Consider the following 25,486-nt stretch of genomic DNA (forward strand, 5'->3'; position numbering starts at 1 on the left):
CTATTAAAACAAAAAATCGCCGGGAGCGATTTTTGACGTCGGCTCTGCCGACGGCCCGAAGGGTTGCGGCCAGGGATGGCAGGCAACCAAAAACTGAAGAAATGCCCGTCTGATGATCAGGTGTGACAATAACGACCCCCTTGCCGGCGGCCTGAGTGATTAAACTGCGTCAGGTCGATCCCATCTGGAGGTTTCATGGCCCGTCTCTGGCTGCTGTTATCCGCTTTCGCCGGCTTTACCGGCGTCGCTCTGGGCGCCTTTGCCGCTCACGGTCTGAAACACAGGCTGACGCCCGAGTATCTGGCGGTGTTCCAGACCGGCACGCACTATCAGCTGATCCACGCGCTGGCCCTGTTCGGCGTCGGTCTGCTGGCGTTGCATATGCCCGGACGACTGGTGAACCTGGCTGGCGGCGCCTTCGCCGTGGGTATCCTGCTGTTCTCCGGCAGCCTCTATCTGCTGATCCTCAGCGGTATCGGCAAGCTCGGCATCATCACCCCGTTCGGGGGTGTCGCCTTCCTGATCGGCTGGCTGTGCCTGGGGCTGGCGGCGTGGAAAATGACCTGACCCTGGCGTCAGAAATGAGGACCAATGGCGTCTTTTAGCCTTGGTCGCGACAGCCTATCGGGCTAGAATGCCGGCCCTCTTCCTAGTTGTGACCGAGTCGTCATGCGTATCCAGTTGAATGGTGAACCCTTCGAACTGCCGGATAACCAGAGCGTCGCCGACCTGTTGGTTCGCCTCGACCTGACCGGGCGCCGTGTGGCGGTCGAGCTCAATCTGGACATCGTTCCACGCAGCCAGCACGACAGCACCCGGATCGCCGAGGGCGATCAGGTGGAAGTGGTGCATGCCATCGGCGGCGGTTGACTTCACGAGGAGTATTCCATGAGCCAAGTTCGCAGCGACAAGCCCTTCACCCTGGCCGGTCGTACGTTCCAGTCGCGCCTGCTGGTCGGTACCGGCAAGTACAAGGATATGGACGAGACCCGTGACGCCATCGCGGCTTCCGGCGCCGAGATCGTTACCGTGGCGGTGCGCCGTACCAATATTGGCCAGAACCCCGGCGAGCCGAACCTGCTCGACGTGATCAGCCCGGACAAGTACACCATCCTGCCCAATACCGCCGGCTGCTACGACGCCGTCGAGGCCGTGCGTACCTGCCGCCTGGCGCGTGAGCTGCTCGACGGCCATAACCTGGTCAAGCTGGAAGTACTGGCCGACCAGAAGACCCTGTTCCCCAACGTCATCGAGACCATCAAGGCCGCCGAAGTGCTGGTCAAGGACGGTTTCGACGTCATGGTGTACACCAGCGACGACCCCATCATCGCCCGTCAGCTGGCCGAAATCGGCTGCATCGCGGTGATGCCGCTGGCCGGCCTGATCGGCTCGGGCCTGGGCATCTGCAACCCGTACAACTTGCGCATCATCCTCGAGGAATCGAAGGTGCCGGTGCTGGTCGACGCCGGCGTGGGCACGGCCTCCGACGCCACCATCGCTATGGAACTGGGCTGCGAAGCGGTGCTGATGAACAGCGCCATCGCCGAAGCGCAGGACCCGGTGCTCATGGCCCGCGCCATGCAGCACGCCGTCGAGGCCGGGCGCCTGGCCTACCTGGCCGGGCGCATGCCGAAGAAACTCTATGCCAGCGCGTCGTCGCCGCTGGCTGGCCTGATCAATTAAGGATGACGATTGGCTGCGGACCGGCTCGCCGGCCCGCCAAGTCGTAAAACACCCTACAAGAGCACAGCATGACCGATAGCCAACAGCCCGAACTGACCGAAGACGGTCGCCAGCGCCGTACCATCAAAAGCTTCGTGATGCGTGCCGGGCGCATGACCGAAGGTCAGCAGCGCGGCATCGACAAGGGCTGGCCGCTGTTCGGCCTTGAACTCGAAGATGGCCCGCGCGATTTCGATCAGGTGTTCGGGCGCAGCGCGCCGCGCACCTTCGAAATCGGTTTCGGCATGGGCCACTCCACCCTGGAGATGGCCGCTGCCGCGCCCGAGCAGGACTTCATTGGCGTCGAGGTGCACAAGCCGGGCGTGGGTGCCTTGCTCAATGGCGCGATGACGCAGAACCTGAGCAATATCCGCGTGTACAGCTGCGATGCGCTGGAAGTGCTGCGTGACTGTGTCGCCGATTCCAGCCTCGATCGCGTGCTGCTGTTCTTCCCTGATCCCTGGCACAAGTCGCGCCACCACAAACGCCGCATCGTTCAGCCGGCCTTCGCCGAGCTGGTGCGCAGCAAGCTGAAGATCGGCGGCGTGCTGCATATGGCCACCGACTGGGAAAACTACGCCGAGCACATGCTCGAGGTGATGAACGTCGCGCCGGGTTATCGCAACCTTGCTGCAGATGGCACCTATGTGCCGCGCCCAGAAGAGCGCCCGGTGACCAAGTTCGAACGCCGCGGCGAGCGTCTTGGCCATGGCGTATGGGACCTCAAGTTCCAGCGCCAGGAATGATGACCGGGCGACCCTGGCCGACCAGGATCGCCCCACGCTTAGAACCGGCAGGATGCACGATCAGATCGGGATAACCCGGCGGCCAGGACGGCACCTCACCTCAGAACCTGTTCATGATCCGTTGCGCGTGGACGCTCGCGAGCTCGTGAGGCAGGCTCTCATCACACAACAACGATAAACGCGCCTGCAAGGCGTGTAGATATTGGCGACGCCGCTGCCATGGCGCCGCAAGGAGAGCATTGTGTTGAGATCGGTTTCCATTCTTCTGCTGACCGCCCTGGCCTTTCAGGCTCAGGCCAAGGTCGATGCCAGCCAGGCTGCGCGCCTGGAGCAGGATCTGACCCCGTTGGGCGGTGAGCGTGCGGGCAATGCTGCCGGCACCATTCCGGCCTGGACGGGAGGCTTGGCGACGCCGCCAGCCGGTTACCAGCCCGGTATGCATCACCCGGACCCTTATGCCGACGACAAACTGCTCTATCGCGTCGACAGCCAGAACCTGGCGCAGTACGAGCAGCAATTGCCGGTCGGCCTCAAGGCCCTGCTGCAGGAGAACCCCAGCTTCTACCTGCGGGTCTTCCCGACTCGCCGCAGCGCGGCGGCTCCGCAGCGCATCTACGACGCCACCCGTTTCAACGCGCTGAATGCCGAGCTGATCTCTGGCGGCAATGGCGTGCAGGGCGCGGCGGCCGGCGTGCCGTTCCCCATGCCGCAGAACGGCCAGGAAACCATCTGGAACCACATCATGCGTTACCGTGGCGACCAGATCAGCATGGCCACCAATCAGGCGGCGGTGCTCGCCAATGGCAGCTACAACCTGCTCAAGCTCGAGCGCGACATCTATTTCCTCTACGGCCGCGAAGGCGTTGCCCCGCAGGATCTGGACAACACCCTGTTCTTCTATAAGTACAAGGTCGTGGCGCCGGCCAAACTGGCAGGTTCGGCACTGGTGGTGCAGGAAACGCTCGATCAGGTGCTGGCCATTCGCAAGGCCTGGCGCTTCAACCGCGGCGAGCGCCGTGTGCGTCGCCTGCCCATGCTCGCCTATGACACCCTGCAGCCCGATACCAACGGCATGGCCACCGCCGACCAGGTGGACGCCTACAACGGCGCCCCGGACCGCTACGAATGGCAGCTGTTGGGCAAGCGCGAGATGCTGGTGCCCTACAACAGCTACGCGGTTCACCAGCAAGGCATTCCGTACGCCGATATCCTCCAGGCCAAGCACATCAACCCCGAACTGCTGCGCTACGAGCTGCACCGCGTCTGGGTGGTCGAGGCGGACCTGCGCACCGGCTTCAGCCACCCGTACGGCAAACGCCGCTTTTATCTGGACGAAGACAGCTGGCAGATCCTCGCCGTCGATCTGTATGACCGCAGCGGCAACCTGGTCGGCCTGCAGGAAGCGCATCCGATCAGCTACTACGATGCGCCGATGTTCGGCTCGACCCTGGAGACCATCTATGACCTCAAGGGCGGCCGCTACTTCGCCGACGGCCTGGACAACAACGAGAAGATGTACGACTTCAACGCCCGGCTGAGCCCGCGCGACTTCACCCCGCAGGCGTTGCGCCGCGAAGGCAACTGAGCCGGCATCATCCGCGCGACCAGCGCATCGCCAGCTGCGGCTGCCGCTCGCGCACTACAGCGTTATCGCGGACAAGTCCGCTCCCACAGAAGGTCGGCGCGCGCAGCGCCGGCACAATTGTTCTTGTGGGAGCGGACTCGTCCGCGAAGCCTTTCGTCCTGGATGACGACTACATGCAGCGGCATGGTCCGTCCGGCCGTTGGCGCGATAGACGCCCAGCTCGAAGTTGTCGCGCCTGCGCATGTGACGACCTGCTTGGTGCATTGAGCGGAAACGCCACGTATAGTCCCGCTCGGATCTAAGAAACCGCTCTAAATCGATGCTTTCAGCGTTTCTACGCATCTTCGGTTTCAATTTTTTCGGCGCGTGGTCGCTTATTACCCGCGTATGCCCGTTAGCACTACCCAGGTTCTCGGGCACCCCAAACTGTTTCCAGATTCCGGTGATAACGCCCTGCGCGGAAAGCCCGTCCACAGGCTTCTGCTCTTTTGGCCCATCGCTGCGCACGGATCTGGCTTTCAACGGCGGTTGGCCAGCCCAGCCCGCCATCGATGGAGTCCTTCGCATGAACATCAAGGATTTGCCGCTGCGCCTGAAGATCACCCTGACGGCGGCGGCGCTGTTATCGCTGGTCAGCATCACGCTGATCTGGCAGAGCGTTTCCTCTCTCGACAGGACGGTCAACGACACCCTGCAGCGGGACATCGACGGCTTCGCCCAGGCGGTTTCGGTCAACCTCGGCAACTGGATGCACGACCGCATCAACGCCGTGAAAACCACCTCGACCAGCCTGGTGCAGCAGCCGCAGATCGCTCCGCACATCCTGCTGCAGCAGACCTGGGCGACCTTCGCCTTCAACATCACCTACATCGGCACCACCGATGGCCGGATGCTGCAGAACGACCCGAGCGTGATCCTGAAGAACTACGATCCGCGTCAGCGCGGTTGGTACCAGGGTGCCGAGAAGAACAACGACGTGTTCATCAGCGACCCCTACGTCTCGCTCACCGATGGCGCCTACGTGGTGACCATCGCCTACCCGGCGCGCCGCGACGGTTCGTTGATCGGAGTAGTCGGCGCCAACCTGACGCTCGACACCCTGACCGAGACCATCGGCAAATTGAGCATTCCCGGCGACGGCTACGCACTGCTGATCGACCAGAGCGGGCAGATGATCGCCCATCCGGACAAGGACTGGCGCACCAAGTCGGCCTCCGATTTTTCGCCGACGCTGGGCGGCGAGCAGCTCAAGGCGCTGGTGCAACAGCGTCGCCTGGCCGAGGCCGATGTGGCCGGTACCGAGAGCCTGCTGTTCGCCGTCGAGATTCCCAACACGCGCTGGACCTTCGTGATGGTCATGGACAAGGCCAAGGTGCTCGCTCCGGTGCGTCACCAGCTGTTCGTGCAACTGGCCATCGGCACCGGCATGCTGGTCGTTGCCATTCTGGTGCTGGCGTTGCTCGGCCGCGTGCTGTTCCGCGACCTGGAGCAGATTCGCCGCAACCTCAATGCCATCGCCGCCGGTAACGGCGACCTGACGCAGCGACTGCCGGTCAACTCCAACGACGAGATCGGCCAGTTGTCGAGCAGCTTCAACCGCTTCATCGACCAGTTGCACGGCATCATCTCGCGCCTGCGCGATGTCGCCGTGGCGCTGAGCAGCGAGTCCGGGCAGGTGGCGCAGGATGCCGATGCACAGAACCAGCGCGTGCAGCAGCACCAGTCCGAGCTGCATCTGGTGGCCACCGCGGTGACGCAAATGGCGTCCGCCACCCAGGAAATCTCGCGTAACGCCGAAACCGCTTCCGGCCAGGCCGTGGACTCGGTCAGTCTCAGCGTGGAAGGTCGCCGCCAGGTGGAGCGCAGTCAGGAGTCCATCTCGTTGCTGGCCGAGGAGGTCGAAGGCGCCGGGCGCATCATCGACGAGCTGCACCGTCACTCCAACGAGATCAGCTCGATTCTCTCCACCATCGCCAGCATTGCCGACCAGACCAACCTGCTCGCGCTCAACGCGGCCATCGAGGCGGCGCGTGCCGGCGAGCACGGCCGCGGCTTCTCGGTGGTGGCCGACGAGGTGCGGGTGCTGTCCAAGCGCACCCACGAGTCGACCCGCGAGATCGAGGCGATGATCCAGGTGCTGCAGGACGCTACCCGTCAGGCGGTTGGCGTGATGGACAACGCCGGCACCAAGGCCTCGCAGAGCGTCACCGATGCTCAGGCGGCCAGCGATCTGCTGCAGCGCATCACCGAGGCGGTCGGGCAGATCAACGACATGGCCGCGCAGATCGCATCGGCGGCCGAGGAGCAGGCCAGTGTGACCGTCGAGGTCAACCGCAACACCGAGAACATCCGCAGCATGGGCGATCAGATGTCGCAGAGCAGTCACGCTGCCTCGGCAGCGGCCTCCAATCTGCAGGCGCTCGGCCGGCAGATCGGCGACGAGGTTTCCAAGTTCGTCTTGTAAGTCGGCTGCGCTACTCGCCGTAGGAGCCGCTTCAGCCGCGAAACTGTCGAGAGCAATCGCGGCTGAAGCGGAATACCGCCCAGCCGCTCCTGCAAGAAGATCGAGTGCAAAGAAAACGCCGCGACTCCGGTAAGGAGCGCGGCGTTTTCGTTTCAGCCCGCGATGAGGCGGCCCAGCGTCTAATTGCGGTCGGCCATGATGCCGATTACCACGAAGATCAGGATCAGCACCGGCGCCAGGGTGAAGTTGTTGAAATGCGCCAGGCCCTTGGCCAGCCAGGGCGTGAGGAAGACGATCGCCAGGCCGTAGCCGACCGCGCAGAACACCACGAACAGCAGGGTGCGCAGCACGAAGTTTAGGTTGCCGATGGTGCGCTGGACCCAGGCGTTGATGGCCGGGCCGAACAGCACCAGCAAGGTCGCCATGATAGCCAGGGAAATATCGCTGAGGTGGCTGCGGCTCCAGCGCGACAGGGTGACGATCAGATCCAGTAGCAGATCCATTGGGGCTCCTTGGAAAGCGTAACGGTCAGCGCAGGGCATCTCGGGATGCGCGAGCGAAGCGCCTAAGCCTAACGGATTGTGCTTGCGCTGTGGGTGACCTAGGCCAGGAACAGCTGCAACAGGTCGTTGAGAAACAACTGGCCTTTGGCCGTGGCGACCAGGCGCGTATTGTCGGCCTGCAGCAGCCCCTGGCGTTCGGCTTCGCGACGGGCCTGTTCGAGTTGCTGCAGCGGCAGGCCGGTGCGTTGGCTGAACAGTTCGGCGGGCGCGCCATCGGTTAGGCGCAGCACGTTCATCAGGAACTCGAAGGGCAGCTCGTCGGCTTCGAGGATACGCTCGCCGGCCTGGAAGGCTTTGCTGCGGTCCAGATAATCCTTGGGCAGGCGGGTTTTCCAGGTGCGCAGGATGCGTCCGTCCGGTGTGCTCAGCTTGGCGTGGGCGCCGGCGCCGATACCGAGAAAGTCGCCGAAGGTCCAGTAATTGAGGTTGTGCCGCGCCTGCTTGCCTGGCTGGGCGTAGGCCGACACCTCGTACTGTGCGTAACCCTCTGCGGCGAGCAGGGCCTGGCCGGCTTCCTGGATATCCCACAGCAGATCGTCTTCCGGCAGCACCGGCGGCTGGCTCCAGAACACCGTGTTCGGCTCCATGGTCAGCTGGTACCAGGACAAGTGCGTGGGTGCCTGAGCGATGGCCGTGCGCAGGTCGAAGAGGGCATCCTCGATGCTCTGCTCGGGCAGGCCGTGCATCAGGTCGAGGTTGAAGTTGTCGAAGCCGGCGGCGCGCGCCATATCGGCAGCCCGCACGGCCTCGTTGCCATCGTGGATGCGCCCCAGCGCCTTGAGCTTGGCCTCTTGGAAGCTCTGCACGCCGATGGATAGGCGATTGATGCCCAGCGCCCGGTAGCCCTTGAATTTGGCCTGCTCGAAGGTGCCGGGGTTGGCTTCCAAGGTGATCTCGATATCCGGCGCGAAGGCCACGCGGCGTTCGACGCCTGCCAGCAGGCGGCCCAGGGCGCGGTCGGAGAACAGGCTGGGGGTGCCACCGCCGAAGAAGATCGACGTCAGCGGCCGGCCATGCACGTGGCGCAGGTCGACATCGAGGTCGGCGAGCAGGGCGTCGACGTATTCCTCTTCAGGCAGTGTCGGCCCGGCGGCGTGGGAGTTGAAGTCGCAGTAAGGGCATTTGCGCACGCACCACGGGATGTGGATGTAGAGCGCCAGGGGCGGGAGCAGGAACTTCCCGCCAGCGGTATCGCTCATGCCAGCCCCAGGCGCTGCTTGAGCAGGGCCATGGCGCGGGCGCGGTGGCTGAGGCGGTTCTTCTGCTCGGGCGGCATCTCGGCGCTGGAGCACTCACCTTCCGGCACCCAGAACAGCGGATCGTAGCCGAAGCCGTGTTCGCCACGGGCTTCGTGCAGGATGCTGCCGTGCCACAAGCCTTCGCAGAGGATCGGCAGCGGATCGTCGGCGTGCCGCACCAGCGCCAGGGCGCAGACGAACTGGGCGCCACGCTCAGCATCTGGCACGTCTTTCAGGGCCGCGAGCAGCTTGGCGTTGTTCGCCGCATCGCCCTGGCCATCGGCATAGCGCGCCGAGTAGATGCCGGGGGCACCGCCGAGGAAGTCCACCGCCAGGCCGGAGTCGTCGGCCAGCGCCGGCAAGCCGGAGATGCGCGCGGCGTTGCGCGCCTTGAGGATGGCATTCTCGACGAACGACAGGCCGGTTTCTTCCGGCTCGACCTGGCTGAACTCGCCGATGGAGCGCACGCGCACGGCGTCGCCGAGCATGGCCTGCAGCTCCTTGAGCTTGCCGGCGTTATGGCTGGCCAGGACCAACTCTTTGAAATTAGTCATCCGGGAACATTTCCTGGTTGAAGGTGATGCGATGTGCGTCGTCACCCTGGCGCACGTTGAGCGTGAAGCTGAGCACTTCGCGGGTCTTGAACGGGAACTGCGCCAGGTAATAGATGGCCTCGCCTTCGGTGACCTGGCGGAAGGTCAGCGTGGTGCTCTTGCCCAACAAATCCTTCACCTCACCGCCCACTACCGCCGTGCTGGGCTTGCCAGCCTTGAGCACGGCGACGTTGATCACGCCCTGGGTCTTGCTGCGCACCAGGCCGGCGGCGCTGGCGATATCCGGCTGGATGAAGCTGGAATTGAACACACTGTAGTGCACGTCAAGGTCGCCGAAGCTCTGCTTGCGCTCGGCGGCGGCCGGCAGGGCCAGGCACAGGGCGATTAGGAAGGGAATGATGCGGCGCATGGTGTTCTCCTCGTTCAGACCGCGACGCGGTGGGCGGACAGGTCCGCGCCGCTGATGCGGTAGATGCCGATCTCGCCCAGCAGGTTGGGCCAGATGCGGCTGGCGATGCCGTGGCGATGGTCACGGTCGACCGCCAGGCGTTCTTCCACACGGGCACCCTGGGCGTGGCACAGGCGCTCGAAGTCCTCGAAGGTGCAGAAGTGGATGTTCGGTGTGTTGTACCAGGTGTAGGGCAGGAAGTCCGACACCGGCATGCGACCTTTTGTCGTCAGGTACCAGCGGCAGCGCCAGTGGCCGAAGTTGGGGAAGGTGATGATGCAGGTCTTGCCGACGCGCAGCATCTCGGCCATCACCCTGTCCGGGTAGTGCAGCGCCTGCAGCGACTGGGTCATGACTACCACGTCGAAGCTGTTGCTGGCGAAGTTGCCCAGGCCCAGGTCGAGGTTTTGCTCGATGACGTTGACGCCGCGCTCGATGCACAGGGCGATCTTGTCCGGATCGATTTCCAGGCCGTAGCCGGAAACCTGCTTGTTGTCGCGCAGCCAGGCGAGCAGTTCGCCGTCGCCGCAGCCCAGGTCGAGCACACGGCTGCCCGGGGCGATCCATTCCTGGATGATGTCCAGATCCGCTCGCATGCTCATACCTCGATTCGCTTCATGTAGCTGCCGAATGCCTGCAGGTAACGCGGGATCGGCATGAGGAAGGCGTCGTGGCCCTGCGGTGCATCGATCTCCAGGTAGCAGACGTTCTTCTTCGCCGCCGTCAGGGCGTCGACGATCTCCCGCGAGCGGGCAGGGGAGAAGCGCCAGTCGGTGGTGAAGGACATCAGGCAGAAGTCCGCCTTGGCCACGGCCAGGGTCTTGGCAAGATCGCCGTCGTGCGCGGCGGCCGGGTCGAAGTAGTCCAGCGCCTTGGTCATCAGCAGGTAGGTGTTGGCGTCGAAGCGCCCGGAGAACTCCTCGCCCTGGTAGCGCAGGTAGCTTTCCACCTGGAACTCGACGCTGTGGAAGTCGTAGTTGAGCTTCTCGCTCTTCAGACCACGGCCGAATTTCTCGCCCATGGCATCGTCGGACAGGTAGGTGATGTGGCCGACCATGCGCGCCAGCATCAGGCCGCGCTTGGGGATCACGCCCTGTTCCTGGAAATGCCCGCCATGGAATTCCGGATCGGTGAGAATCGCCTGGCGCGCCACTTCGTTGAAGGCGATGTTCTGCGCCGACAGCTTGGGCGCCGAGGCGATGGCTAGGCAGTGCCGTACGCGCTCGGGGTAGCTGATGGTCCACTGCATGGCCTGCATGCCGCCGAGGCTGCCGCCGATCACCGCGGCCCATTGCTCGATGCCGAGCACATCGGCCAGGCGCGCCTGGCTGTGTACCCAGTCTTCGACCGTCATCACTGGGAAATCGGCGCCGTAGGACTTGCCGGTCGCCGGGTTGGTACTGCTCGGGCCGGTGGAGCCGTTGCAGCCGCCGAGGTTGTTGAGGCTGACGACGAAGAACTTGTTGGTGTCGATCGGCTTGCCGGGGCCGATGCAGTTGTCCCACCAGCCGGGTTTGCGGTCATCCGGGCTGTGGTAGCCGGCGGCGTGATGATGGCCGGACAGGGCATGGCAGATCAGCACGGCATTGCTGCGTGCGGCATTCAGCTCGCCGTAGGTTTCGACGACCAGTTCGTACTCGGCCAGGCTGCGCCCGCAGGCCAGCGCCAGGGGGGCGCTGAAACGGAACACCTGGGGGCTGACCAGGCCGACGGAATCTTCGGGAAATGCAGTGGGCATGAAGGCGCTGCTAATGAATCGGAGGAGGGCGCCAGTCTAAAGAGCACCGACCCGAGCGGCAAGCGAGCGGTCTGGTCTCCCCTCTCCCGCTTGCGGGAGAGAGCGTGCATGAGCGTAGGATTTACAGGCTTTGTTGCCGCGCCGCCACCGGCAGGCTGACCACCTTGCCCTGGCGCTGCACCGGCGCCGGCATGCGCAGCACGCGGAGCATGTCGCTGGCCTGGGCCAGCTGTTGCTCCAGCTCTTCCTGGTAGCGCGCCAGTTGCAGGCTGCGCTTGCGCGTCTGTTGGGTTTCCTGTGCCAGTGCCTTGAGGCGCAGCATATGGCTTTCCAGCATCTGCTTGTGTTCGAGGGTGTGCTGCATCAGCGGCATCAGGGCGTCGGCGGCCCACTGTTCGGCGTCCAGGCGCAGGCGCTGGTGCAGGCCGATCACTTCCTGCGCCAGAGTGGCGAAGAAGCGCCGGGTCAGGCTGCGTTGTTCGGTGAGCAACGTTTTCACGTGCAGGCGGAACTGATCGCCCTTGTCCTGCAACTTCTTCAACTCGCGCAGGTAGCGCTGGATCTTGAACTGCGGCGCGTCGACGCCGCCCAGCGGGCTTTCTTCGTTATGCCGGCGATAGATGGCGGCGACCATCTTGTTGGCCATCTCCGCTTCGTGCTCCAGGTTGTGCAGGTCCTGCTCGACGGCGCGGAAGAAATGCAGGATGGCCTGGTTGATGCCCAAGGTCGTCCAGCTGCCGGTGAGGTTGCGGCGCACCTCGTTCAGGTGTTGCTCCAGACGCTCGGCGCGTGCGGCGTGGCGCAGCAACTGGCCCTGGCGTTGCAGCAGGCGCTGATTGGTCTTCAGGCCAAGCAGGCGTTTGTGGTGCTGGTTGTGGTCTTCCTTGGTCTTGGCGGTCAGCTCGAACAACAACTGGCCGTTGTCCTGCTGATGGCTACCGAGCAGGGCCAGCTGTTCGCCGACCTTTTCCAGGCGCAGGTTGAGCACGTGCTGGCTGTTGTTCACCAGTGCCAGGACCTGGCGCACCACGTGGTCTTCGATCAGTCGCTCCTTCTGCGCGACGATGCGCTCGCACAGCAGGTTCTCCAGGTCGGCCATCTGGCTGCGGGCCAGCAGCTCCTCATCCTTGCGAACCTTGGCCAGCAGCGCCTGCTTGGCAGACAGCGGCAGTACGTCCTGCTTGGCGATGCCCAATTGCTTGGCGGTGGCGCTCTGAATCTGGCTGATGGCGTTCTGCACGAAGGACTCGCCGGCCAGATCGTCCCAGAGCACGTCGATCTTGTTCAGCACGGCGAACAGGCAGGTCTGTGTGTCTTCGTCGAGCTGACGGATGTGCTGTTGCCAGATGCTCATGTCGCTCGCGGTTACGCCGGTATCGGCGGCCAGCAGGAAGATGACCGCCTGCGCGTTGGGCAGCATCGACAAGGTCAGCTCCGGCTCGCTGCCCAGGGCGTTGAGGCCCGGTGTGTCGAGAATGCGCAGGCCCTGGCGCAGCAGAGGGTGATCGAAGTTGACCATGGCGTGGCGCCAGGCCGGCACCAGCACCTGGCCGCGCTTGCCGGTGCCTTCGAGCATGTCCGGGTGGAAACCGAGCTGAATCGCCTGCTCCACCGGCATGGGTTTGGTCTTGGCGACCTGGCTGAAGGCCAGCGCCATGTTGGCCGGGTCGCTGGTATCCAGCGGAATATTCACCCAGTGGCGGGGAATGCGTTTGAACTGTGCGACGCTGGCCGAGGCGGTGCGGGTCTCGATCGGCAGCAGGCGAATGTAGGGGCGTTCCGAGCGCGGGTCGAAGAACAGCTCGGTGGGGCACATGGTGGTGCGCCCGGCATGCGAGGGCAGCATGCGCTGGCCGTATTCTGAGAAGAACAGGCTGTTGATCAGCTCGGTCTTGCCGCGCGAGAACTCGCCGACGAAGGCCAGGGTGATGTGATCGGTGCGCAGGATCTTCAGCGCGCGTTCGAGCTTGGCCTGAACCGCCTCGGAGTTGAGCCGGTTGTGCTCCAGCCAGCTGCGATAGCGCGTTATCTCGCGCATCAGTTCGCGTTTCCAGGCGACGTAGGCGTCAACCTGCTGGCTGAGACGTTCCATGCTCATCCTGGCTCTCCTCTCGGCAAGATCATCCTCTTGCGGGGGCTGCGTAACGGTTTGGTTGGGGTTGCCGCCAGGAAGCACGGCGTTTCGCGAGAATAGCTTGCATTATGCGAGCTGCAAGGCGGCCGTCAATTGGCCTCTTCGCCAGTCCCGCCTTATGGTCGGCTGGGACGGCTGAGTGGTCGTCAGGCGCGCTGCAGGCCGGGAATCGGCGGCAGGCTCTGTGGGGCGCGAATGCGCAGGCGTTTCTGCCGATTGAGTTCGCCGCTTTCCAGGCTCACCTGGCTCTTGGCCACGCCGAACGCCTTGGCCAGGAAGGCCTGCAGATGGGCATTGGCCTTGCCGTCGACTGGCGGGGCGGTGAGGCGAATCTTCAGCCTCTCACCATGCAGCCCGGCGAACTCGTCCTTGCTCGCTTTAGGCTGCAGGTGGCAGTCGAGGATCAGATCCTCGCCGTCCCAGCGAAAGTAGCTCGCCACTCAGAGGAAGGGGCTGAGCATCGGTGGCAGGCCGGTGGAGGCCGCCAGGGCGCCGATCACGAAGCGGTCGATCAGGTTGATGGTGATGAAGGCGAAGATCGGCGAGATATCCAGGCCGCCGAGGTTCGGCAGCAGCTTGCGGAACGGTGCCAGCAGCGGTTCGCAAATCTGGTTCACCAGCTGCGCGCCGGGGTTGTAGCTGCCTGGGGCGACCCAGGAGAGGATCACGCTGATGATCAGGGCGAAGAAGAACACCTTGAGGAACAGCGAGGTCACGCCGATCATCGACCACACCAGTAGCTGCAGAATGAAGCCGCCGACGTTGTAGCCCATCAGCGTCAGGGTGACGATCATCAACAGCAACTGCACTAGAATCGCCAGCACCAGCGAGGCCAGATCCAGCCCGGCGAAGCCCGGGATGATGCGGCGCAGAGGCGTCAGTAGAGGCTGGGTGGCCTTGACGATGAACTGGCTCAGCGGGTTGTAGAAGTCAGCACGTACCAACTGCAGGATGAAGCGCAGCAGCACGATCAGCAGGTACAGGCTGCCCAGGGTCTGGATGATGTAGATGAGGGCTTCGATGAGTCCGGACATGTGTGCTTCCTTATTGACCCAGTTGTTCGGCCAGTTCGGCCGAGCGATTGGCGGCGGCGTTGAGTGCCTGTTGTACCAGCGCTTCGAAGCCGCCGGCCTGGAAGGTTTTGATTGCCGCTTCGGTGGTTCCGTTCGGTGAGGTCACACGGCGACGCAATTCTGCCGCGTCGACATCGCTCTCGCTGGCCATGCGCGCGGCGCCCAGTGCAGTCTGGATGCTCAGGCGTGCTGCGGTTTCACGCGGCAGGCCGAGCTGCTCGCCGGCCGCAGTCATCGCTTCGATCAGCAGGAAGAAATAGGCCGGGCCACTGCCGGACACGGCGGTAACGGCGTCGAGCTGTGCTTCTTCATCCAGCCACAGGGACAGGCCGACGGCGCTCAGCACCTGTTCGGCCTGGGCTTTCTGCTCGCTGCTCACGCGCGGGTTGGCGAACAGGCCGGAAACGCCCTGGCGCAGCAGCGCCGGGGTGTTGGGCATGCAGCGCACGACAGGGCGCTCGCCCAGCCAGCTCTCCAGGCTGGCGCAGCTGATGCCGGCGGCGATGGAGATGATCACCTGGTTGGCGGCCAGGTGTGGCGCCAGATCCAGGCATACCGCTTTCATGATCTGTGGTTTGACCGCCAGCACGATCAAATCGGCGCCTTTGATGGCCTCGCCATTGTCGGCGAAGGTGGCGATGCCATGCTCCTGCTGCAGGCGCGCGCGCTGTTCGCTGCCGGGCTCGCTGGCGCGGATGGCGCTGGCTGCCACGCCCTGGGCGCGCAGGCCGCCAATCAGGCTGGCGGCCATGTTGCCGGCGCCGACGAAGGCGATGGTCGGGTTGCTCATTGCGGGAATTCCTTCATTCAGTGAGTGGGCTGGCCGTAATCGCGGGCGCCGAACAGGGCGGTGCCGATGCGCACCCAGGTGGCACCTTCGGCGATGGCGGCTTCCAGGTCATGGCTCATGCCCATGGACAGGGTATCGAGATCGAGCGCCAGGTCATCGCGCAACTGGCGCAGACGGGCGAAGGCGGCGTGTTGCGCGGTGACGTCGTCGGTGGGCTCGGGAATGGCCATCAGTCCGCGCAGCTGGAGGTTGGGCAGGGCGACAATGGCCCTCGCCAGCTCTGGTAGTTCCTCGGGACTGCAGCCGGACTTGCTGTCCTCACCGCTGACGTTGACCTGCAGGCAGATGTTCAGCGGCGGCAGATGCGCGGGGCGCTGATCGGACAGGCGTTGGGCAATTTTCAGGCGATCCACGGAATGCACCCAGTCGAAGTGCTCGGCGATGGGCCGGGTCTTGTTCGACTGAATGGGGCCGATGAAGTGCCAGATCAAGGGCAGGTCGGTCAGCTGGGTCTGTTTTTCCAGCGCTTCCTGAAGGTAGTTCTCGCCAAAATCGCGCAGACCGGCGGCGTGCGCTTCGCGGATGGCTTCGGCCGGTTTGGTCTTGCTCACCGCCAGCAGGCCGATGTCCGCCAAATTGCGCTGCGAGGCTTGCGCCGCCTCACGGATACGCGCTCCGACCTTTGCAATATTCTCTGCTATCGTGGACATTACCTGCGCTCTACATAAAGCCCGCTCGTTAAGCGTTCGCGGCATTCTACCTGCTTGCTTGTAATTGGGGAGTCCCATGGATATCACTGAGCTGCTCGCCTTCAGCGCCAAGCAAGGCGCGTCGGATTTGCACCTCTCGGCGGGGCTGCCGCCGATGATCCGCGTTGACGGTGACGTGCGCCGCATCAACCTGCCGCCGCTGGATCACAAGCAGGTACACGCGCTGATCTACGACATCATGAACGACAAGCAGCGCAAGGATTTCGAAGAGTTTCTGGAGACCGACTTCTCCTTCGAAGTGCCGGGTGTGGCGCGCTTCCGGGTCAACGCCTTCAACCAGAACCGTGGCGCCGGTGCGGTGTTCCGTACCATTCCGTCCAAGGTACTGACCATGGAAGACCTGGGCATGGGCGAGGTGTTCCGCAAGATCACCGACGTGCCGCGCGGCCTGGTGCTGGTCACCGGCCCCACCGGTTCGGGCAAGTCGACCACCCTGGCGGCGATGCTCGACTACCTCAACAGCAACAAGTATCACCACATTCTCACCATCGAGGACCCGATCGAATTCGTCCACGAGTCGAAGAAGTGCCTGGTCAACCAGCGCGAGGTGCACCGCGACACCCACGGCTTCTCCGAAGCCCTGCGTTCGGCGCTGCGTGAAGACCCGGATATCATCCTGGTGGGCGAAATGCGTGACCTGGAAACCATCCGCCTGGCGCTGACCGCCGCGGAAACCGGCCACCTGGTGTTCGGCACCCTGCACACCACCTCCGCCGCCAAGACCATCGACCGCGTGGTCGACGTGTTCCCGGCCGAAGAGAAGTCGATGGTGCGTTCGATGCTCTCCGAGTCGCTGCAGGCGGTGATCTCGCAGACCCTGCTGAAGAAGATCGGTGGCGGTCGCGTGGCCGCGCACGAGATCATGATCGGTACGCCGGCCATTCGTAACCTGATCCGCGAGGACAAGGTGGCGCAGATGTATTCGGCGATCCAGACCGGTGGTGCGCTGGGCATGCAGACACTCGATGCGTGCCTCAAGACCCTGGTATCCAAGGGCCTGGTCAGCCGCGACAGTGCGCGCGAGAAGGCCAAGAGCCCGGAAAACTTCTAAACCGTTCGGCCGGCGCGTGCGGAACACGCTCGCGGGCGCCGCTCAATGCCGAACAGTGCGTGTGGATGTGCGAGAGCGACGATGGAATTCGAAAAACTGCTGCGCCTGATGGTCGAAAAAGGTGGTTCCGATCTGTTCATCACCGCCGGTGTACCGCCGTCGATGAAGGTCAACGGCAAGATCATGCCCGTGACCAAGAACGCCATGTCGCCGGAGATGACCCGCGAAACCGTGCTGGGCGTGATGAACGAGGCGCAGCGCCGCGACTTCGCCGAGAACCACGAGTGCAACTTCGCCATCAGCGCCCGTGGCATCGGTCGCTTCCGCGTCAGTGCTTTCTACCAGCGCAACCTAGTGGGCATGGTGCTGCGCCGTATCGAGACCACCATCCCGACCATCGATGAGCTGAAGCTGCCGGAGATCCTCAAGAAGCTGGCGCTGACCAAGCGCGGCCTGGTTCTGTTCGTCGGTGCCACCGGTACCGGTAAGTCCACCTCGCTGGCGGCGATGATCGGCTACCGCAACAAGAACAGCAGCGGCCACATCATCTCCATCGAAGACCCGATCGAGTACATCCACCAGCACCAGAACTGCATCGTCACCCAGCGCGAAGTGGGCATCGACACCGAGTCGTTCGAGGTGGCGTTGAAGAACACCCTGCGTCAGGCGCCGGACGTGATCCTCATCGGTGAGGTGCGTACTCGCGAGACTATGGATCACGCCGTGGCCTTCGCCGAAACCGGCCACCTGTGCCTGGCCACCCTGCACGCCAACAACGCCAACCAGGCGCTGGACCGCATCATCAACTTCTTCCCGGCCGACCGGCAGAACCAGGTGTGGATGGACCTGTCGCTCAACCTCAAGGCCATCGTCGCTCAGCAGTTGGTGCCGACCCCGGACGGCAAGGGCCGTCGCGCGGTGATCGAGGTGCTGATCAACACCCCACTGGCCGCCGACCTGATCCGCAAGGGTGAGGTGCACGAGCTCAAGGGCCTGATGAAGCGCTCCACCGAACAGGGCATGCAGACCTTCGACCAGGCGCTGTACAACCTCTACACCCAGGGCGAGATCACCTACGAAGACGCACTGCTCTACGCCGACTCGGCCAACGACCTGCGCCTGATGATCAAGCTCGGCTCGGAAACCGACGGCGATCACCTGACCAGCATGGCTCAGGGCCTGGCGCTGGAGGTCAGCGAGGACGATCCGGGGCGTCGCTTCCGCTGACGGCGCCTGTAGGTGCATGGGAGCAGGACCCCGATCCGTTTATCCGTCTCGCACTATGACATTCGCGGACAAGCCCGCTCCCACAAAGCAGAGCAGCGAGCCTCCTTGTGAGAGTGGACTTGTCCGCGAAGCTTTTCCTTGAGCCATCCATAACCTTTCCCGCTGACCGAGCGGCGCTGAGGTTGCCAGCTAGGCGCTGCGCGGAAGCAGGAACCCGCTTGCGGGCGATCCGCTAATCCACCTCGTGTCATGACATTCGCGGACAAGTCCGCTCCCACAAAGCAGAGCAGCGTGCCTCCCTGTGGGAGCGAACTTGTCCGCGAGCTTTTCCTTGAGCCATCCATAACCTTTCCCGCTGACCGAGCGGCGCTGAGGTTGCCTGCTAGGAGCGGCGTTGAAGCAGGAGCCCGCTTGCGGGCGATCCGTTTATCCGTCTCGCACCATGACATTCGCGGACAAGTCCGCTCCCACAAAGCAAAGCAGCGTGCCTCCCTGTGGGAGCAGACTTGTCCGCGAAGCTTTTCCCTGCATCACATCACCTTTCCCGGCTGACGAACCCTGCGCGCTGGAGCGGGCCGCTGCCGAGCCGCATGCTGGAAGACCTGTCGGCGCTCGTGAAGGGGTGGCCACTGACTACGCCTGATCTCCTGCCCCAATCCGCTCTGTGGTCGCCTCAGCCCCCATGGCGATGCGTTTGCCTTTCCTGCCGGCCAGCACCAGCGCCTGACCATCTCGTTGTGCGCCTGCGCGCGCCTCGCTCATCAATTGCGGAATCAACGGGCCTTCCGGCAGGTTCTTCCAGAATCTCAGCGGCAGATGCTGCTGCATCACCGTGCGGTTGAGACGTGCCGGGTTGAAGGTGCTGCCGTAATAAGCGCGCCACAGGGCCTGGCCGTCATCCTCGGGCTGCTGCGCCCAGGCTTGCCATTGCGCTGGGCAACGGCGTTCGTGCAGCAGGTGCTGGCCATCCCAGAACACACCGTCGCGCGGCGTTGCGATCAGCCAGCTGTGCTTGCCCAGGCGCTCGGCGAAATGGCCGCTGGCCGAGGCGAGGATGTCATGTGCCGGTTCGAACCAGGCGACGAAATCCGGCGCGCCGGCAGCCTTGCTCGGTTGAAAGCGCGCGAAGGCGTGCAGATGATGGGCTTCGCGGCGCACTGTCTTGAGTCGCCGATGCAGTTCGCTGCCGTCCGCGTCGCCGGCCAGCACGGCGCTGCGCTCGCCCTGCACGAAGCGCCAAAGCACGCGGTAGAGCAGACTCCAGCGTTCCTCGCCTCGGTACTGCGCAGCGCTTTCCAGTAGCTCCAGCAGTTCGGGGGATACCCGCAGGCGACCGTTCGGCTCAGGTGCAGGTTCGGCGGGCTGATCGAACAGGCCGGGCGCCGCTTCTTCGTCGAGCCACTGCAGCTGATGCGGCGCCAGTCCCTGGAGCAAGGCGCGGCGTGCGGCCTGACGCCAGGTGGCGAAGGTGCCGTCGAAGCGCAGGCTGTGCATCACCACAACGCCATCTGCGCCGGGGTATCGCGCAGTTGCTGGCGCAGCACCACGGACTCGTGTTCGGCCCGCGGTGGCCGGTAATCCTGAGTGACGATGAAAGGCTTGGCCTTCTCCAGCACGCAGCGCAGGCGGGTCAGATCTTCATAGCGGATGCGCCGTTCACGCCGTAGTGCACCCAGGCGCCTGGCACTGAGCACGCCGATACCGGGCACGCGGGCGATCAGCGCTTCGTCGGCGCGGTTCAGATCGACCGGGAACTGCTCGCGGTTGGCCAGTGCCCAGGCCAGCTTGGGGTCGATATCCAGCGCCAGGTTGCCGGGGCCGGCGAGCAGTTCCGTGGCGCTGAAGCCATAGCCGCGCATGAGGAAATCGGCCTGGTACAGGCGATGCTCTCGCAGCAGTGGCGGCGCCTCGAAGGGCACGCTTTTCGGGCTTTGCGGAATCGGGCTGAAGGCCGAGTAGTAGACGCGGCGCAGGCGATAGTCGTGGTACAGGCTTTGGGCGTTATGCAGGATGGTGCTGTCGTCGGTGGCGTCGGCGCCGACGATCATCTGCGTGCTCTGCCCGGCCGGTGCGAAGCGCGGCGCGCGGCGTTCTTCCTGGGCCTCGCGCTCGCCCTGATGGATGCTGTGCATGGCCTGGTGGATGCTTCCTACGTTCTTTTCCGGCGCCAGGCGCACCAGGCTGGTTTCGGTGGGCAGTTCGATATTGACGCTGAGGCGGTCGGCATACAGGCCGGCTTCGGCGATCAGCTCCGGTGCGGCATCGGGGATGGTCTTCAGATGAATGTAACCGCGAAACTGATGCTCCTCGCGCAGCAGCTTGGCGACGCGGATCAACTGTTCCATGGTGTAGTCGGCCGAGCGGATGATGCCGGAGCTGAGGAACAGTCCACTGATGCAGTTGCGTTTGTAGAAATCGAGGGTCAGGGTCACCACTTCCTCGGGTGAAAAACGCGCACGAGGCACGTCGCTGGAGCGGCGGTTGATACAGTACTGGCAGTCGTACAGGCAGAAGTTGGTCAGCAGGATCTTCAGCAGCGCGACGCAGCGTCCGTCCGGCGTGTAGCTGTGGCAGATGCCCATGCCGTTGGTCGAACCGATGCCGTCCTTGCCCTTGGAGCTACGCTTGGGCGCGCCGCTGCTGGCGCAGGAGGCGTCGTACTTGGCGGCGTCGGCGAGGATGGTGAGTTTTTCGATCAGTTGCATGGCAGGCGATATCTATACTGTTTTTTTATACAGTATATGGGCGTCGTACAGCTATCAAGCAGTTCGTGAAGTCACACCGCCCAACGGCGCGTGAAACCTTATGTCGGCGCGCCGCGTCTTACCCGGTACCTCGTTCAAGGAGTACGTCATGCAACGACAGGATACACATAGCAAGCTGATCGGCTACCTGCTGTGGATCTTCGGTTTTCTCGGTTCGCACCGCTTCTATTACGGCAAGCCGGTGACCGGCACCATCTGGTTCTTCACCCTCGGTTTGCTGTTCATCGGCTGGATCATCGATCTGTTCTTGATTCCCTCGATGGACCGTGAAGCGGACCTGCGCTTTACTGCGGGCGATACCGATTACAACGTGGCGTGGATTCTGCTGACCTTCCTCGGCGTGTTCGGCGTGCACCGCATGTATCAGGGCAAGTGGATCACCGGGATCATCTATCTGTTCACCGGCGGGCTGTTTCTGATCGGCGTGCTCTATGACTTCTTGACGCTCAATACGCAGATCTCGATCAGGAATGCGCAGCGCGGTTGAGGCAGAGGCAAGTGAGTTGCACGATCTGCCCCTCTCCCCCGGCCCCCGCTATGCGCCCCGGCCCCTCGCAGAGCTCAGGGCGCTTGAGCGGGCGAAGCGATGCTTCGCTGTTTCCGCTCAAGCCCCGCAAGCGGGAGAGGGGAGACAAGCGTCGTAGCCCGGTTGCAATCCGGGGAATGAAAAGGGCATCCCGCGGGATGCCCTTTTCATTGCTGCCGGCAGGATCAGTCGTCGCTGTCGTCGTCGTCCGCGCCGTCGACTTTCATGCCCAGTTCCTTGATCTTGCGCGTCAGGGTGTTGCGACCCCAGCCTAGCAGCAGCGCGGCGTCGCGGCGGCGGCCGGCAGTGTGCTTGAGCGCGGTCTCGATCATGATACGTTCGAAAGCGGGCACGGCGGTGTCGAGCAGGCTGGACTGGCCGCGTGCCAGGGCCTGATCGGCCCATAGGCGCAAGGCCTGCTCCCAGTTGGTTACCGGGGCGGCGTCCTGCGGCTGAGTCAGCAACTCCGGCGGCAGGTCGTCGACATGCACTTCACGACCCGAGGCCATGACGGTGATCCAGCGGCAGGTGTTCTCCAGCTGGCGCACGTTGCCCGGCCAGGGCAGGTGCTTGAGGTAATCCTCGGTTTCGCTCTTGAGCAGCTTCGGCTCCACCGCCAGCTCCTGTGCCGCGCGGGCAAGGAAATGGTGGGCCAGGGTCGGGATGTCCTCGCGGCGGTCGGCCAGGCGCGGAATGTGGATGCGGATGACGTTGAGGCGGTGGAACAGGTCTTCACGGAATTTGCCGGCTTGCACCAGGGTTTCCAGGTTCTGGTGGGTGGCGGCGATGATGCGCACGTCCACCTTCACCGGGGTGTGGCCGCCGACACGGTAGAACTCGCCATCGGCCAGCACGCGCAGCAGGCGGGTCTGGGTGTCGGCCGGCATGTCGCCGATCTCGTCGAGAAACAGGGTGCCGCCGTCGGCCTGCTCGAAGCGCCCGCGACGCTGGTTGGCCGCGCCGGTGAAGGCTCCTTTCTCGTGGCCGAACAGCTCGGACTCCATCAGGTCCTTGGGAATGGCCGCCATGTTCAGGGCAATGAAGGGCGCCGCCGCACGCGGACTGTGGCGATGCAGGGCGTGTGCCACCAGCTCCTTGCCGGTACCGGATTCGCCATTGATCAGCACGGTGATATTGGAGTGGGACAGGCGGCCGATGGCGCGGAACACCTCCTGCATCGCCGGCGCCTCGCCGATGATTTCCGGGGTGCGTGCCTGCGCGGCGGGGGCGGCCAGGCTCTGCTGTTCCTGCGCATGCTGAAAGGCGCGCTTGACCAGCGAGACCGCCTCGTCGACGTCGAACGGCTTGGGCAGGTACTCGAACGCGCCGCCCTGGTAGCTGGCCACCGCGCTGTCCAGGTCCGAATGCGCGGTCATGATGATGACCGGCAGGCGCGGATACAGCTCGCGGATCCGTGCCAGCAGGTCGAGGCCGCTGGCGCCGGGCATACGAATATCGGAGATGATCACGTCCGGCTGCTGGCGGGTCAGGCGGGCGAGTACACCGTCGGCACTGTCGAAACTCTGAGTGGTCATGCCTTCCTGCTGCAGGGCCTTTTCCAGGACCCAGCGGATGGAACGATCGTCGTCGACAATCCAGACGGTTTCACTGCGGCTCATGGCGTGGGCGCTCCTTGTTCCAGCGGCAGGAAGATCGAGAATACGGTGTGGCCAGGGTGGCTCTCGCACTCGATCAGACCTTGGTGCTGACTGATGATGTTCTGGGTAATGGCCAGGCCCAGGCCGGTGCCGTCGGCACGCCCGCTGACCATGGGATAGAAGATGGTTTCCTGCAGTTCGGCCGGGATGCCGGGGCCGTTGTCGATGATCTCGACCTTGACCACCAGGCGGTGGCGTGTGTGGCCGATGGTGAACTGGCGCAGGGTGCGGGTGCGCAGGCTGATGCGGCCCAGGCCCATGTCGTGCTTCTGCCCGGCGATGGCCTGCATGGCGTTGCGCACGATGTTGAGCACGGCCTGGATCATCTGCTCGCGGTCGATCATCAGGTCCGGAATGCTCGGGTCGTAATCGCGCACCAGGGTGATGCCGCCCTGGCTTTCCGCCTCGATCAGGTTGGCGACGCGCTCGAGCACCTCGTGCACGTTGGTCATCGCCAGCGACGGCAGCTTGTTCGAGCCGAGCATGCGGTCGACCAGATTGCGCAGGCGGTCGGCCTCTTCGATGATGACGTTGGTGTAGTCCTTGAGGTCTTCGTTGGGCAGCTCGCGCGAGAGCAGTTGCGCGGCGCCGCGGATGCCGCCGAGCGGGTTCTTGATCTCGTGGGCCAGGCCGCGCACCAGCAGTTTGGTGGTCTCCTGCTTGGACAGCTGCGCCTCTTCCTTGGTGATGCGCAGCAAGCGATCGCGCGGATGCACCTCCAGCAGCAGCAGGGTTTCGCCCTTGCTGAACAGTGGCGTCACCGCATAGTCCACGGTCAGCGTCTGGCCGGTGACCGAGGTCAGCACGGCTTCACGCTTGTTGAACGGATGCGCCTGCTCCACCGCTTGGCGCAGCGACGAAAGCGCCTCGGGCGATTCGGTGAACAGGTCACTGATGAACTGACCATGGCTGCGCTGGCCGCTGACGGCCAGGAGCATTTCCGCCGCCGGGTTCATGTACTCAAGGCACAGTTGGCTGTCGAGCAGCAGGGTGGCGGTGGTCAGGTTGTCGAGTAGCAGTCGGTGCAGCGCGTCGTTGATGGTCATAGGCAGTGCGTTCCGGCGATGGGCAGGAAAATGCAAGAAGCAAACCAAGGCCCCGAAAAGACGCATGATGTGTGTGGTCTGGCAGGTTTTGGGGGCGTAGCGGCGCAGTTGGGTAGCGAAAAGCGACCCAAAACAGGGAGAGCTTAGGAGGTGGTGCGCCAGATTGCACCATTAAGGTGCAATCTGCTTTCAGAGGAAAGGAAGGATGCTGACTTCTTCCTTGGGTTTGTCTTTCAGCGGGCATTCGGGCCGTACGCCGTATTCATCCTTCTTGCACGGGTTGACCTTGCGCTTCTGCGCCAGGCTCATGCGGTGCATGTGGAAGGGCTGCGCCGGCGTGCGCTCGACGATGAGGCCAGCAGAGTCGATGATCTCTGCCACCAGTTGGTGCGTGCCGCGGTCGACATGCCGCAGGGAAAACACCGGGCTGCGGCTGATTTCGCCCTGTGGCTCGCCGTTCAGCAGCAGGCGGTAACTATGGCCGGGCAGCAGGCCCGGCTCGCTATTGAGGGTGACGATCATGTCCCCAGAGCCGTTGTGGATCGAGGCGTCCGGCTCCGGCAGGAGGATGCGCAGCAATTGATAGTGCACGGTCGGCTTGGTGACGGCGGGCGGGGTCGCGCGCACCGTGGGCGTGGGCTGGCTCAACTCCACGCTGTTGGAGGGCGCGAGCATCACACGCTCGGCATTGCTGCTGCGCGGCTTGTCGGTGAATACGCGGTTACCTTCGGCGTCGATGTAGGTGTAGACCTGGCCAAACGCGAACGGCGCGACGAGCGCAAGCAGGATGAGCGGAAATCGTATGGTCAATTGACAGGCTTCGGTGTTGGACGGGGAGGCGGTGGTGGTGTCTGGCGCGCCGGACTGTTCAGGCTGATGCGCTGCACGGTAAAGGTTTCGGTGGCGCTCTGCTGGACGATGCGCTCGCCATCCATCACGGCCACGGCCAGTGCGTGCTCGCCGCGGTCCAGGTTGGTCAATTGCAGGCTCGGCACGTTGCTGGCCTGACCATAGGGTTCGCCATCGAGGATCAGGCGCAGGCGGTGACCGGGTTGCAGGCGCGGCTGAATGTTCACGCCGACGATGAAGGTACCGTTGTTGGCGCGCATGGCCTCATCATCCGGAATGCCAGTCAGGCTCAGCTCGGCGTAGGGCGCTTCGCTCTGCGTCGGGGCGTCGTCTTCGGGCGCTGGCAGGCTGGGCGTCTGCATCTCCACCGTGTTGGTCGGCGGCAGTTCGACGCTCTCGGCGGCCGTGCCATCCGGCGGCTGATTGGTGAAGACCGTGTTGCCGTTGGCATCGGTGTATTTGTAAATCTGCGCACTGACCGGCAGGGCCAGGGTAAGCAACAGGCAGGCGAGTAATGGGCGCATGGGCCGATCCCTCCT

At 64.0% G+C, this 25,486-nt stretch carries 26 protein-coding genes and 1 pseudogene; 10 read left to right on the forward strand and 17 right to left on the reverse strand.

All coding sequences use genetic code 11. The annotated features are described in order from the left end of the window. Positions 1 to 195 precede the first annotated feature (195 nt). The 7 genes and pseudogenes from B2U07_RS12105 (at position 196) to B2U07_RS23110 (ending at position 6,517) form a co-directional block, all read left to right on the forward strand. Entirely contained in the window at positions 196 to 567 is a 372-nt protein-coding gene (locus B2U07_RS12105; protein WP_296277073.1) for a DUF423 domain-containing protein, read from the forward strand. Positions 568 to 669: 102 nt separating this feature from the next. After that, positions 670 to 870 carry a sulfur carrier protein ThiS gene (gene thiS, locus B2U07_RS12110; RefSeq protein WP_296277075.1) on the forward strand — a complete coding sequence of 67 codons (201 nt, stop codon included), beginning with the start codon at positions 670 to 672 and terminating at the stop codon, positions 868 to 870. 18 nt (positions 871 to 888) lie between these two features. Then, the gene (locus B2U07_RS12115) at positions 889 to 1,683 is read left to right on the forward strand and encodes a thiazole synthase (RefSeq protein WP_296277076.1); all 795 of its coding nucleotides are present in this window, start codon (positions 889 to 891) and stop codon (positions 1,681 to 1,683) included. Between the two features lie 68 nt (positions 1,684 to 1,751). Beyond that, positions 1,752 to 2,468 (forward strand): tRNA (guanosine(46)-N7)-methyltransferase TrmB, encoded by a 717-nt coding sequence (trmB, locus tag B2U07_RS12120; protein WP_296277077.1) that lies wholly within the window; start codon positions 1,752 to 1,754, stop codon positions 2,466 to 2,468. 241 nt (positions 2,469 to 2,709) lie between these two features. Then, positions 2,710 to 4,053 (forward strand): DUF1329 domain-containing protein, encoded by a 1,344-nt coding sequence (locus B2U07_RS12125; protein ID WP_296277079.1) that lies wholly within the window; start codon positions 2,710 to 2,712, stop codon positions 4,051 to 4,053. 565 nt (positions 4,054 to 4,618) lie between these two features. After that, positions 4,619 to 5,659 (forward strand): annotated as a pseudogene (locus B2U07_RS23105) (HAMP domain-containing protein); the annotation flags it as partial. Positions 5,660 to 5,791: 132 nt separating this feature from the next. Next, positions 5,792 to 6,517: a methyl-accepting chemotaxis protein gene (locus tag B2U07_RS23110; protein WP_419096343.1), complete on the forward strand. Its 726-nt coding sequence runs from the start codon at positions 5,792 to 5,794 to the stop codon at positions 6,515 to 6,517. Between the two features lie 179 nt (positions 6,518 to 6,696). On the opposite strand, the gene B2U07_RS12135 is transcribed toward B2U07_RS23110, so the two are convergent. From B2U07_RS12135 to B2U07_RS12185, 11 genes are all read right to left on the reverse strand, one after another. Then, entirely contained in the window at positions 6,697 to 7,020 is a 324-nt protein-coding gene (locus B2U07_RS12135; protein WP_004373808.1) for a DUF3392 domain-containing protein, read from the reverse strand. 98 nt (positions 7,021 to 7,118) lie between these two features. Then, positions 7,119 to 8,279 carry a radical SAM family heme chaperone HemW gene (hemW, locus tag B2U07_RS12140; protein ID WP_296277081.1) on the reverse strand — a complete coding sequence of 387 codons (1,161 nt, stop codon included), beginning with the start codon at positions 8,277 to 8,279 and terminating at the stop codon, positions 7,119 to 7,121. Further along, positions 8,276 to 8,872, reverse strand: coding sequence for an RdgB/HAM1 family non-canonical purine NTP pyrophosphatase (gene rdgB, locus B2U07_RS12145; protein ID WP_197856811.1), 597 nt, complete (start codon positions 8,870 to 8,872; stop codon positions 8,276 to 8,278). The genes hemW and rdgB overlap by 4 nt, the downstream gene beginning before the upstream one ends. Further along, the gene (locus tag B2U07_RS12150; RefSeq protein ID WP_161866062.1) at positions 8,865 to 9,281 is read right to left on the reverse strand and encodes a DUF4426 domain-containing protein; all 417 of its coding nucleotides are present in this window, start codon (positions 9,279 to 9,281) and stop codon (positions 8,865 to 8,867) included. Before B2U07_RS12150 ends, rdgB begins: the two co-directional genes overlap by 8 nt. 14 nt (positions 9,282 to 9,295) lie before the next feature. Continuing rightward, a complete protein-coding gene (gene metW / locus B2U07_RS12155) occupies positions 9,296 to 9,916 on the reverse strand; it encodes a methionine biosynthesis protein MetW (RefSeq protein ID WP_197856948.1) in 621 nt (206 codons plus the stop codon). A gap of 2 nt (positions 9,917 to 9,918) precedes the next feature. Next, positions 9,919 to 11,058 carry a homoserine O-succinyltransferase MetX gene (gene metX / locus B2U07_RS12160; protein ID WP_296277082.1) on the reverse strand — a complete coding sequence of 380 codons (1,140 nt, stop codon included), beginning with the start codon at positions 11,056 to 11,058 and terminating at the stop codon, positions 9,919 to 9,921. A 121-nt stretch (positions 11,059 to 11,179) separates the two neighbouring features. Beyond that, positions 11,180 to 13,156: a dynamin-like GTPase family protein gene (locus B2U07_RS12165; RefSeq protein ID WP_296277083.1), complete on the reverse strand. Its 1,977-nt coding sequence runs from the start codon at positions 13,154 to 13,156 to the stop codon at positions 11,180 to 11,182. A gap of 182 nt (positions 13,157 to 13,338) precedes the next feature. Continuing rightward, positions 13,339 to 13,632, reverse strand: a complete 294-nt coding sequence (locus tag B2U07_RS12170) for a DUF167 domain-containing protein (RefSeq protein WP_296277084.1) — start codon at positions 13,630 to 13,632, stop codon at positions 13,339 to 13,341. Continuing rightward, on the reverse strand, positions 13,633 to 14,226 hold the full coding sequence (locus tag B2U07_RS12175; protein WP_197856816.1) for a YggT family protein: 594 nt from the start codon (positions 14,224 to 14,226) through the stop codon (positions 13,633 to 13,635). A gap of 10 nt (positions 14,227 to 14,236) precedes the next feature. Then, positions 14,237 to 15,055, reverse strand: a complete 819-nt coding sequence (gene proC / locus B2U07_RS12180; RefSeq protein ID WP_296277085.1) for a pyrroline-5-carboxylate reductase — start codon at positions 15,053 to 15,055, stop codon at positions 14,237 to 14,239. Positions 15,056 to 15,072: 17 nt separating this feature from the next. After that, entirely contained in the window at positions 15,073 to 15,765 is a 693-nt protein-coding gene (locus B2U07_RS12185; RefSeq protein ID WP_296277086.1) for a YggS family pyridoxal phosphate-dependent enzyme, read from the reverse strand. Between the two features lie 76 nt (positions 15,766 to 15,841). Here B2U07_RS12185 and pilT point away from each other — a divergent pair, with 76 nt between their 5' ends. Together pilT and B2U07_RS12195 are read left to right on the forward strand one after the other, a co-directional pair. Further along, entirely contained in the window at positions 15,842 to 16,876 is a 1,035-nt protein-coding gene (gene pilT, locus B2U07_RS12190) for a type IV pilus twitching motility protein PilT (protein ID WP_003463935.1), read from the forward strand. An 81-nt stretch (positions 16,877 to 16,957) separates the two neighbouring features. After that, complete coding sequence (locus B2U07_RS12195; RefSeq protein ID WP_296277087.1) at positions 16,958 to 18,103, forward strand: PilT/PilU family type 4a pilus ATPase; 1,146 nt, start codon at positions 16,958 to 16,960, stop codon at positions 18,101 to 18,103. 633 nt (positions 18,104 to 18,736) lie between these two features. Here the strand turns inward: B2U07_RS12195 and B2U07_RS12200 are convergent. Continuing rightward, positions 18,737 to 19,597, reverse strand: coding sequence for a TIGR03915 family putative DNA repair protein (locus B2U07_RS12200; RefSeq protein WP_275546881.1), 861 nt, complete (start codon positions 19,595 to 19,597; stop codon positions 18,737 to 18,739). Next, entirely contained in the window at positions 19,597 to 20,808 is a 1,212-nt protein-coding gene (locus tag B2U07_RS12205) for a putative DNA modification/repair radical SAM protein (RefSeq protein ID WP_275546882.1), read from the reverse strand. The genes B2U07_RS12200 and B2U07_RS12205 overlap by 1 nt, the downstream gene beginning before the upstream one ends. A 148-nt stretch (positions 20,809 to 20,956) precedes the next feature. Here B2U07_RS12205 and B2U07_RS12210 point away from each other — a divergent pair, with 148 nt between their 5' ends. Next, positions 20,957 to 21,355: a TM2 domain-containing protein gene (locus B2U07_RS12210; RefSeq protein WP_197856823.1), complete on the forward strand. Its 399-nt coding sequence runs from the start codon at positions 20,957 to 20,959 to the stop codon at positions 21,353 to 21,355. A 224-nt stretch (positions 21,356 to 21,579) separates the two neighbouring features. On the opposite strand, the gene ntrC is transcribed toward B2U07_RS12210, so the two are convergent. From ntrC to B2U07_RS12230, 4 genes are all read right to left on the reverse strand, one after another. Continuing rightward, entirely contained in the window at positions 21,580 to 23,013 is a 1,434-nt protein-coding gene (gene ntrC, locus B2U07_RS12215) for a nitrogen regulation protein NR(I) (RefSeq protein WP_197856824.1), read from the reverse strand. Continuing rightward, a complete protein-coding gene (glnL, locus tag B2U07_RS12220; RefSeq protein WP_275547515.1) occupies positions 23,010 to 24,098 on the reverse strand; it encodes a nitrogen regulation protein NR(II) in 1,089 nt (362 codons plus the stop codon). The genes ntrC and glnL overlap by 4 nt, the downstream gene beginning before the upstream one ends. A 189-nt stretch (positions 24,099 to 24,287) precedes the next feature. Beyond that, complete coding sequence (locus tag B2U07_RS12225; protein WP_275547518.1) at positions 24,288 to 24,902, reverse strand: DUF4124 domain-containing protein; 615 nt, start codon at positions 24,900 to 24,902, stop codon at positions 24,288 to 24,290. A 2-nt stretch (positions 24,903 to 24,904) separates the two neighbouring features. Then, on the reverse strand, positions 24,905 to 25,471 hold the full coding sequence (locus B2U07_RS12230) for a DUF4124 domain-containing protein (protein WP_275547514.1): 567 nt from the start codon (positions 25,469 to 25,471) through the stop codon (positions 24,905 to 24,907). Between the last annotated feature and the right edge of the window lie 15 nt (positions 25,472 to 25,486).

Source organism: Pseudomonas sp. UBA7530, assembly GCF_002479365.1.
Lineage (GTDB): Bacteria > Pseudomonadota > Gammaproteobacteria > Pseudomonadales > Pseudomonadaceae > Aquipseudomonas.

Excerpts from the sequence above, each read along its gene's own strand:
- thiS (WP_296277075.1), top strand. The coding sequence starts at position 670 with ATGCGTATCCAGTTGAATGGTGAACCCTTCGAACTGCCGGATAACCAG.
- metX (WP_296277082.1), bottom strand. The coding sequence starts at position 11,058 with ATGCCCACTGCATTTCCCGAAGATTCCGTCGGCCTGGTCAGCCCCCAG.
- pilT (WP_003463935.1), top strand. The coding sequence starts at position 15,842 with ATGGATATCACTGAGCTGCTCGCCTTCAGCGCCAAGCAAGGCGCGTCG.
- hemW (WP_296277081.1), bottom strand. The coding sequence starts at position 8,279 with ATGAGCGATACCGCTGGCGGGAAGTTCCTGCTCCCGCCCCTGGCGCTC.
- B2U07_RS12135 (WP_004373808.1), bottom strand. The coding sequence starts at position 7,020 with ATGGATCTGCTACTGGATCTGATCGTCACCCTGTCGCGCTGGAGCCGC.
- B2U07_RS12205 (WP_275546882.1), bottom strand. The coding sequence starts at position 20,808 with ATGCAACTGATCGAAAAACTCACCATCCTCGCCGACGCCGCCAAGTAC.
- B2U07_RS12115 (WP_296277076.1), top strand. The coding sequence starts at position 889 with ATGAGCCAAGTTCGCAGCGACAAGCCCTTCACCCTGGCCGGTCGTACG.
- ntrC (WP_197856824.1), bottom strand. The coding sequence starts at position 23,013 with ATGAGCCGCAGTGAAACCGTCTGGATTGTCGACGACGATCGTTCCATC.
- B2U07_RS12150 (WP_161866062.1), bottom strand. The coding sequence starts at position 9,281 with ATGCGCCGCATCATTCCCTTCCTAATCGCCCTGTGCCTGGCCCTGCCG.
- metW (WP_197856948.1), bottom strand. The coding sequence starts at position 9,916 with ATGCGAGCGGATCTGGACATCATCCAGGAATGGATCGCCCCGGGCAGC.
- B2U07_RS12185 (WP_296277086.1), bottom strand. The coding sequence starts at position 15,765 with ATGTCCACGATAGCAGAGAATATTGCAAAGGTCGGAGCGCGTATCCGT.
- B2U07_RS12105 (WP_296277073.1), top strand. The coding sequence starts at position 196 with ATGGCCCGTCTCTGGCTGCTGTTATCCGCTTTCGCCGGCTTTACCGGC.
- B2U07_RS12195 (WP_296277087.1), top strand. The coding sequence starts at position 16,958 with ATGGAATTCGAAAAACTGCTGCGCCTGATGGTCGAAAAAGGTGGTTCC.
- B2U07_RS12210 (WP_197856823.1), top strand. The coding sequence starts at position 20,957 with ATGCAACGACAGGATACACATAGCAAGCTGATCGGCTACCTGCTGTGG.
- B2U07_RS12175 (WP_197856816.1), bottom strand. The coding sequence starts at position 14,226 with ATGTCCGGACTCATCGAAGCCCTCATCTACATCATCCAGACCCTGGGC.
- glnL (WP_275547515.1), bottom strand. The coding sequence starts at position 24,098 with ATGACCATCAACGACGCGCTGCACCGACTGCTACTCGACAACCTGACC.
- proC (WP_296277085.1), bottom strand. The coding sequence starts at position 15,055 with ATGAGCAACCCGACCATCGCCTTCGTCGGCGCCGGCAACATGGCCGCC.
- B2U07_RS12230 (WP_275547514.1), bottom strand. The coding sequence starts at position 25,471 with ATGCGCCCATTACTCGCCTGCCTGTTGCTTACCCTGGCCCTGCCGGTC.
- rdgB (WP_197856811.1), bottom strand. The coding sequence starts at position 8,872 with ATGACTAATTTCAAAGAGTTGGTCCTGGCCAGCCATAACGCCGGCAAG.
- B2U07_RS12200 (WP_275546881.1), bottom strand. The coding sequence starts at position 19,597 with ATGCACAGCCTGCGCTTCGACGGCACCTTCGCCACCTGGCGTCAGGCC.
- B2U07_RS12165 (WP_296277083.1), bottom strand. The coding sequence starts at position 13,156 with ATGAGCATGGAACGTCTCAGCCAGCAGGTTGACGCCTACGTCGCCTGG.
- trmB (WP_296277077.1), top strand. The coding sequence starts at position 1,752 with ATGACCGATAGCCAACAGCCCGAACTGACCGAAGACGGTCGCCAGCGC.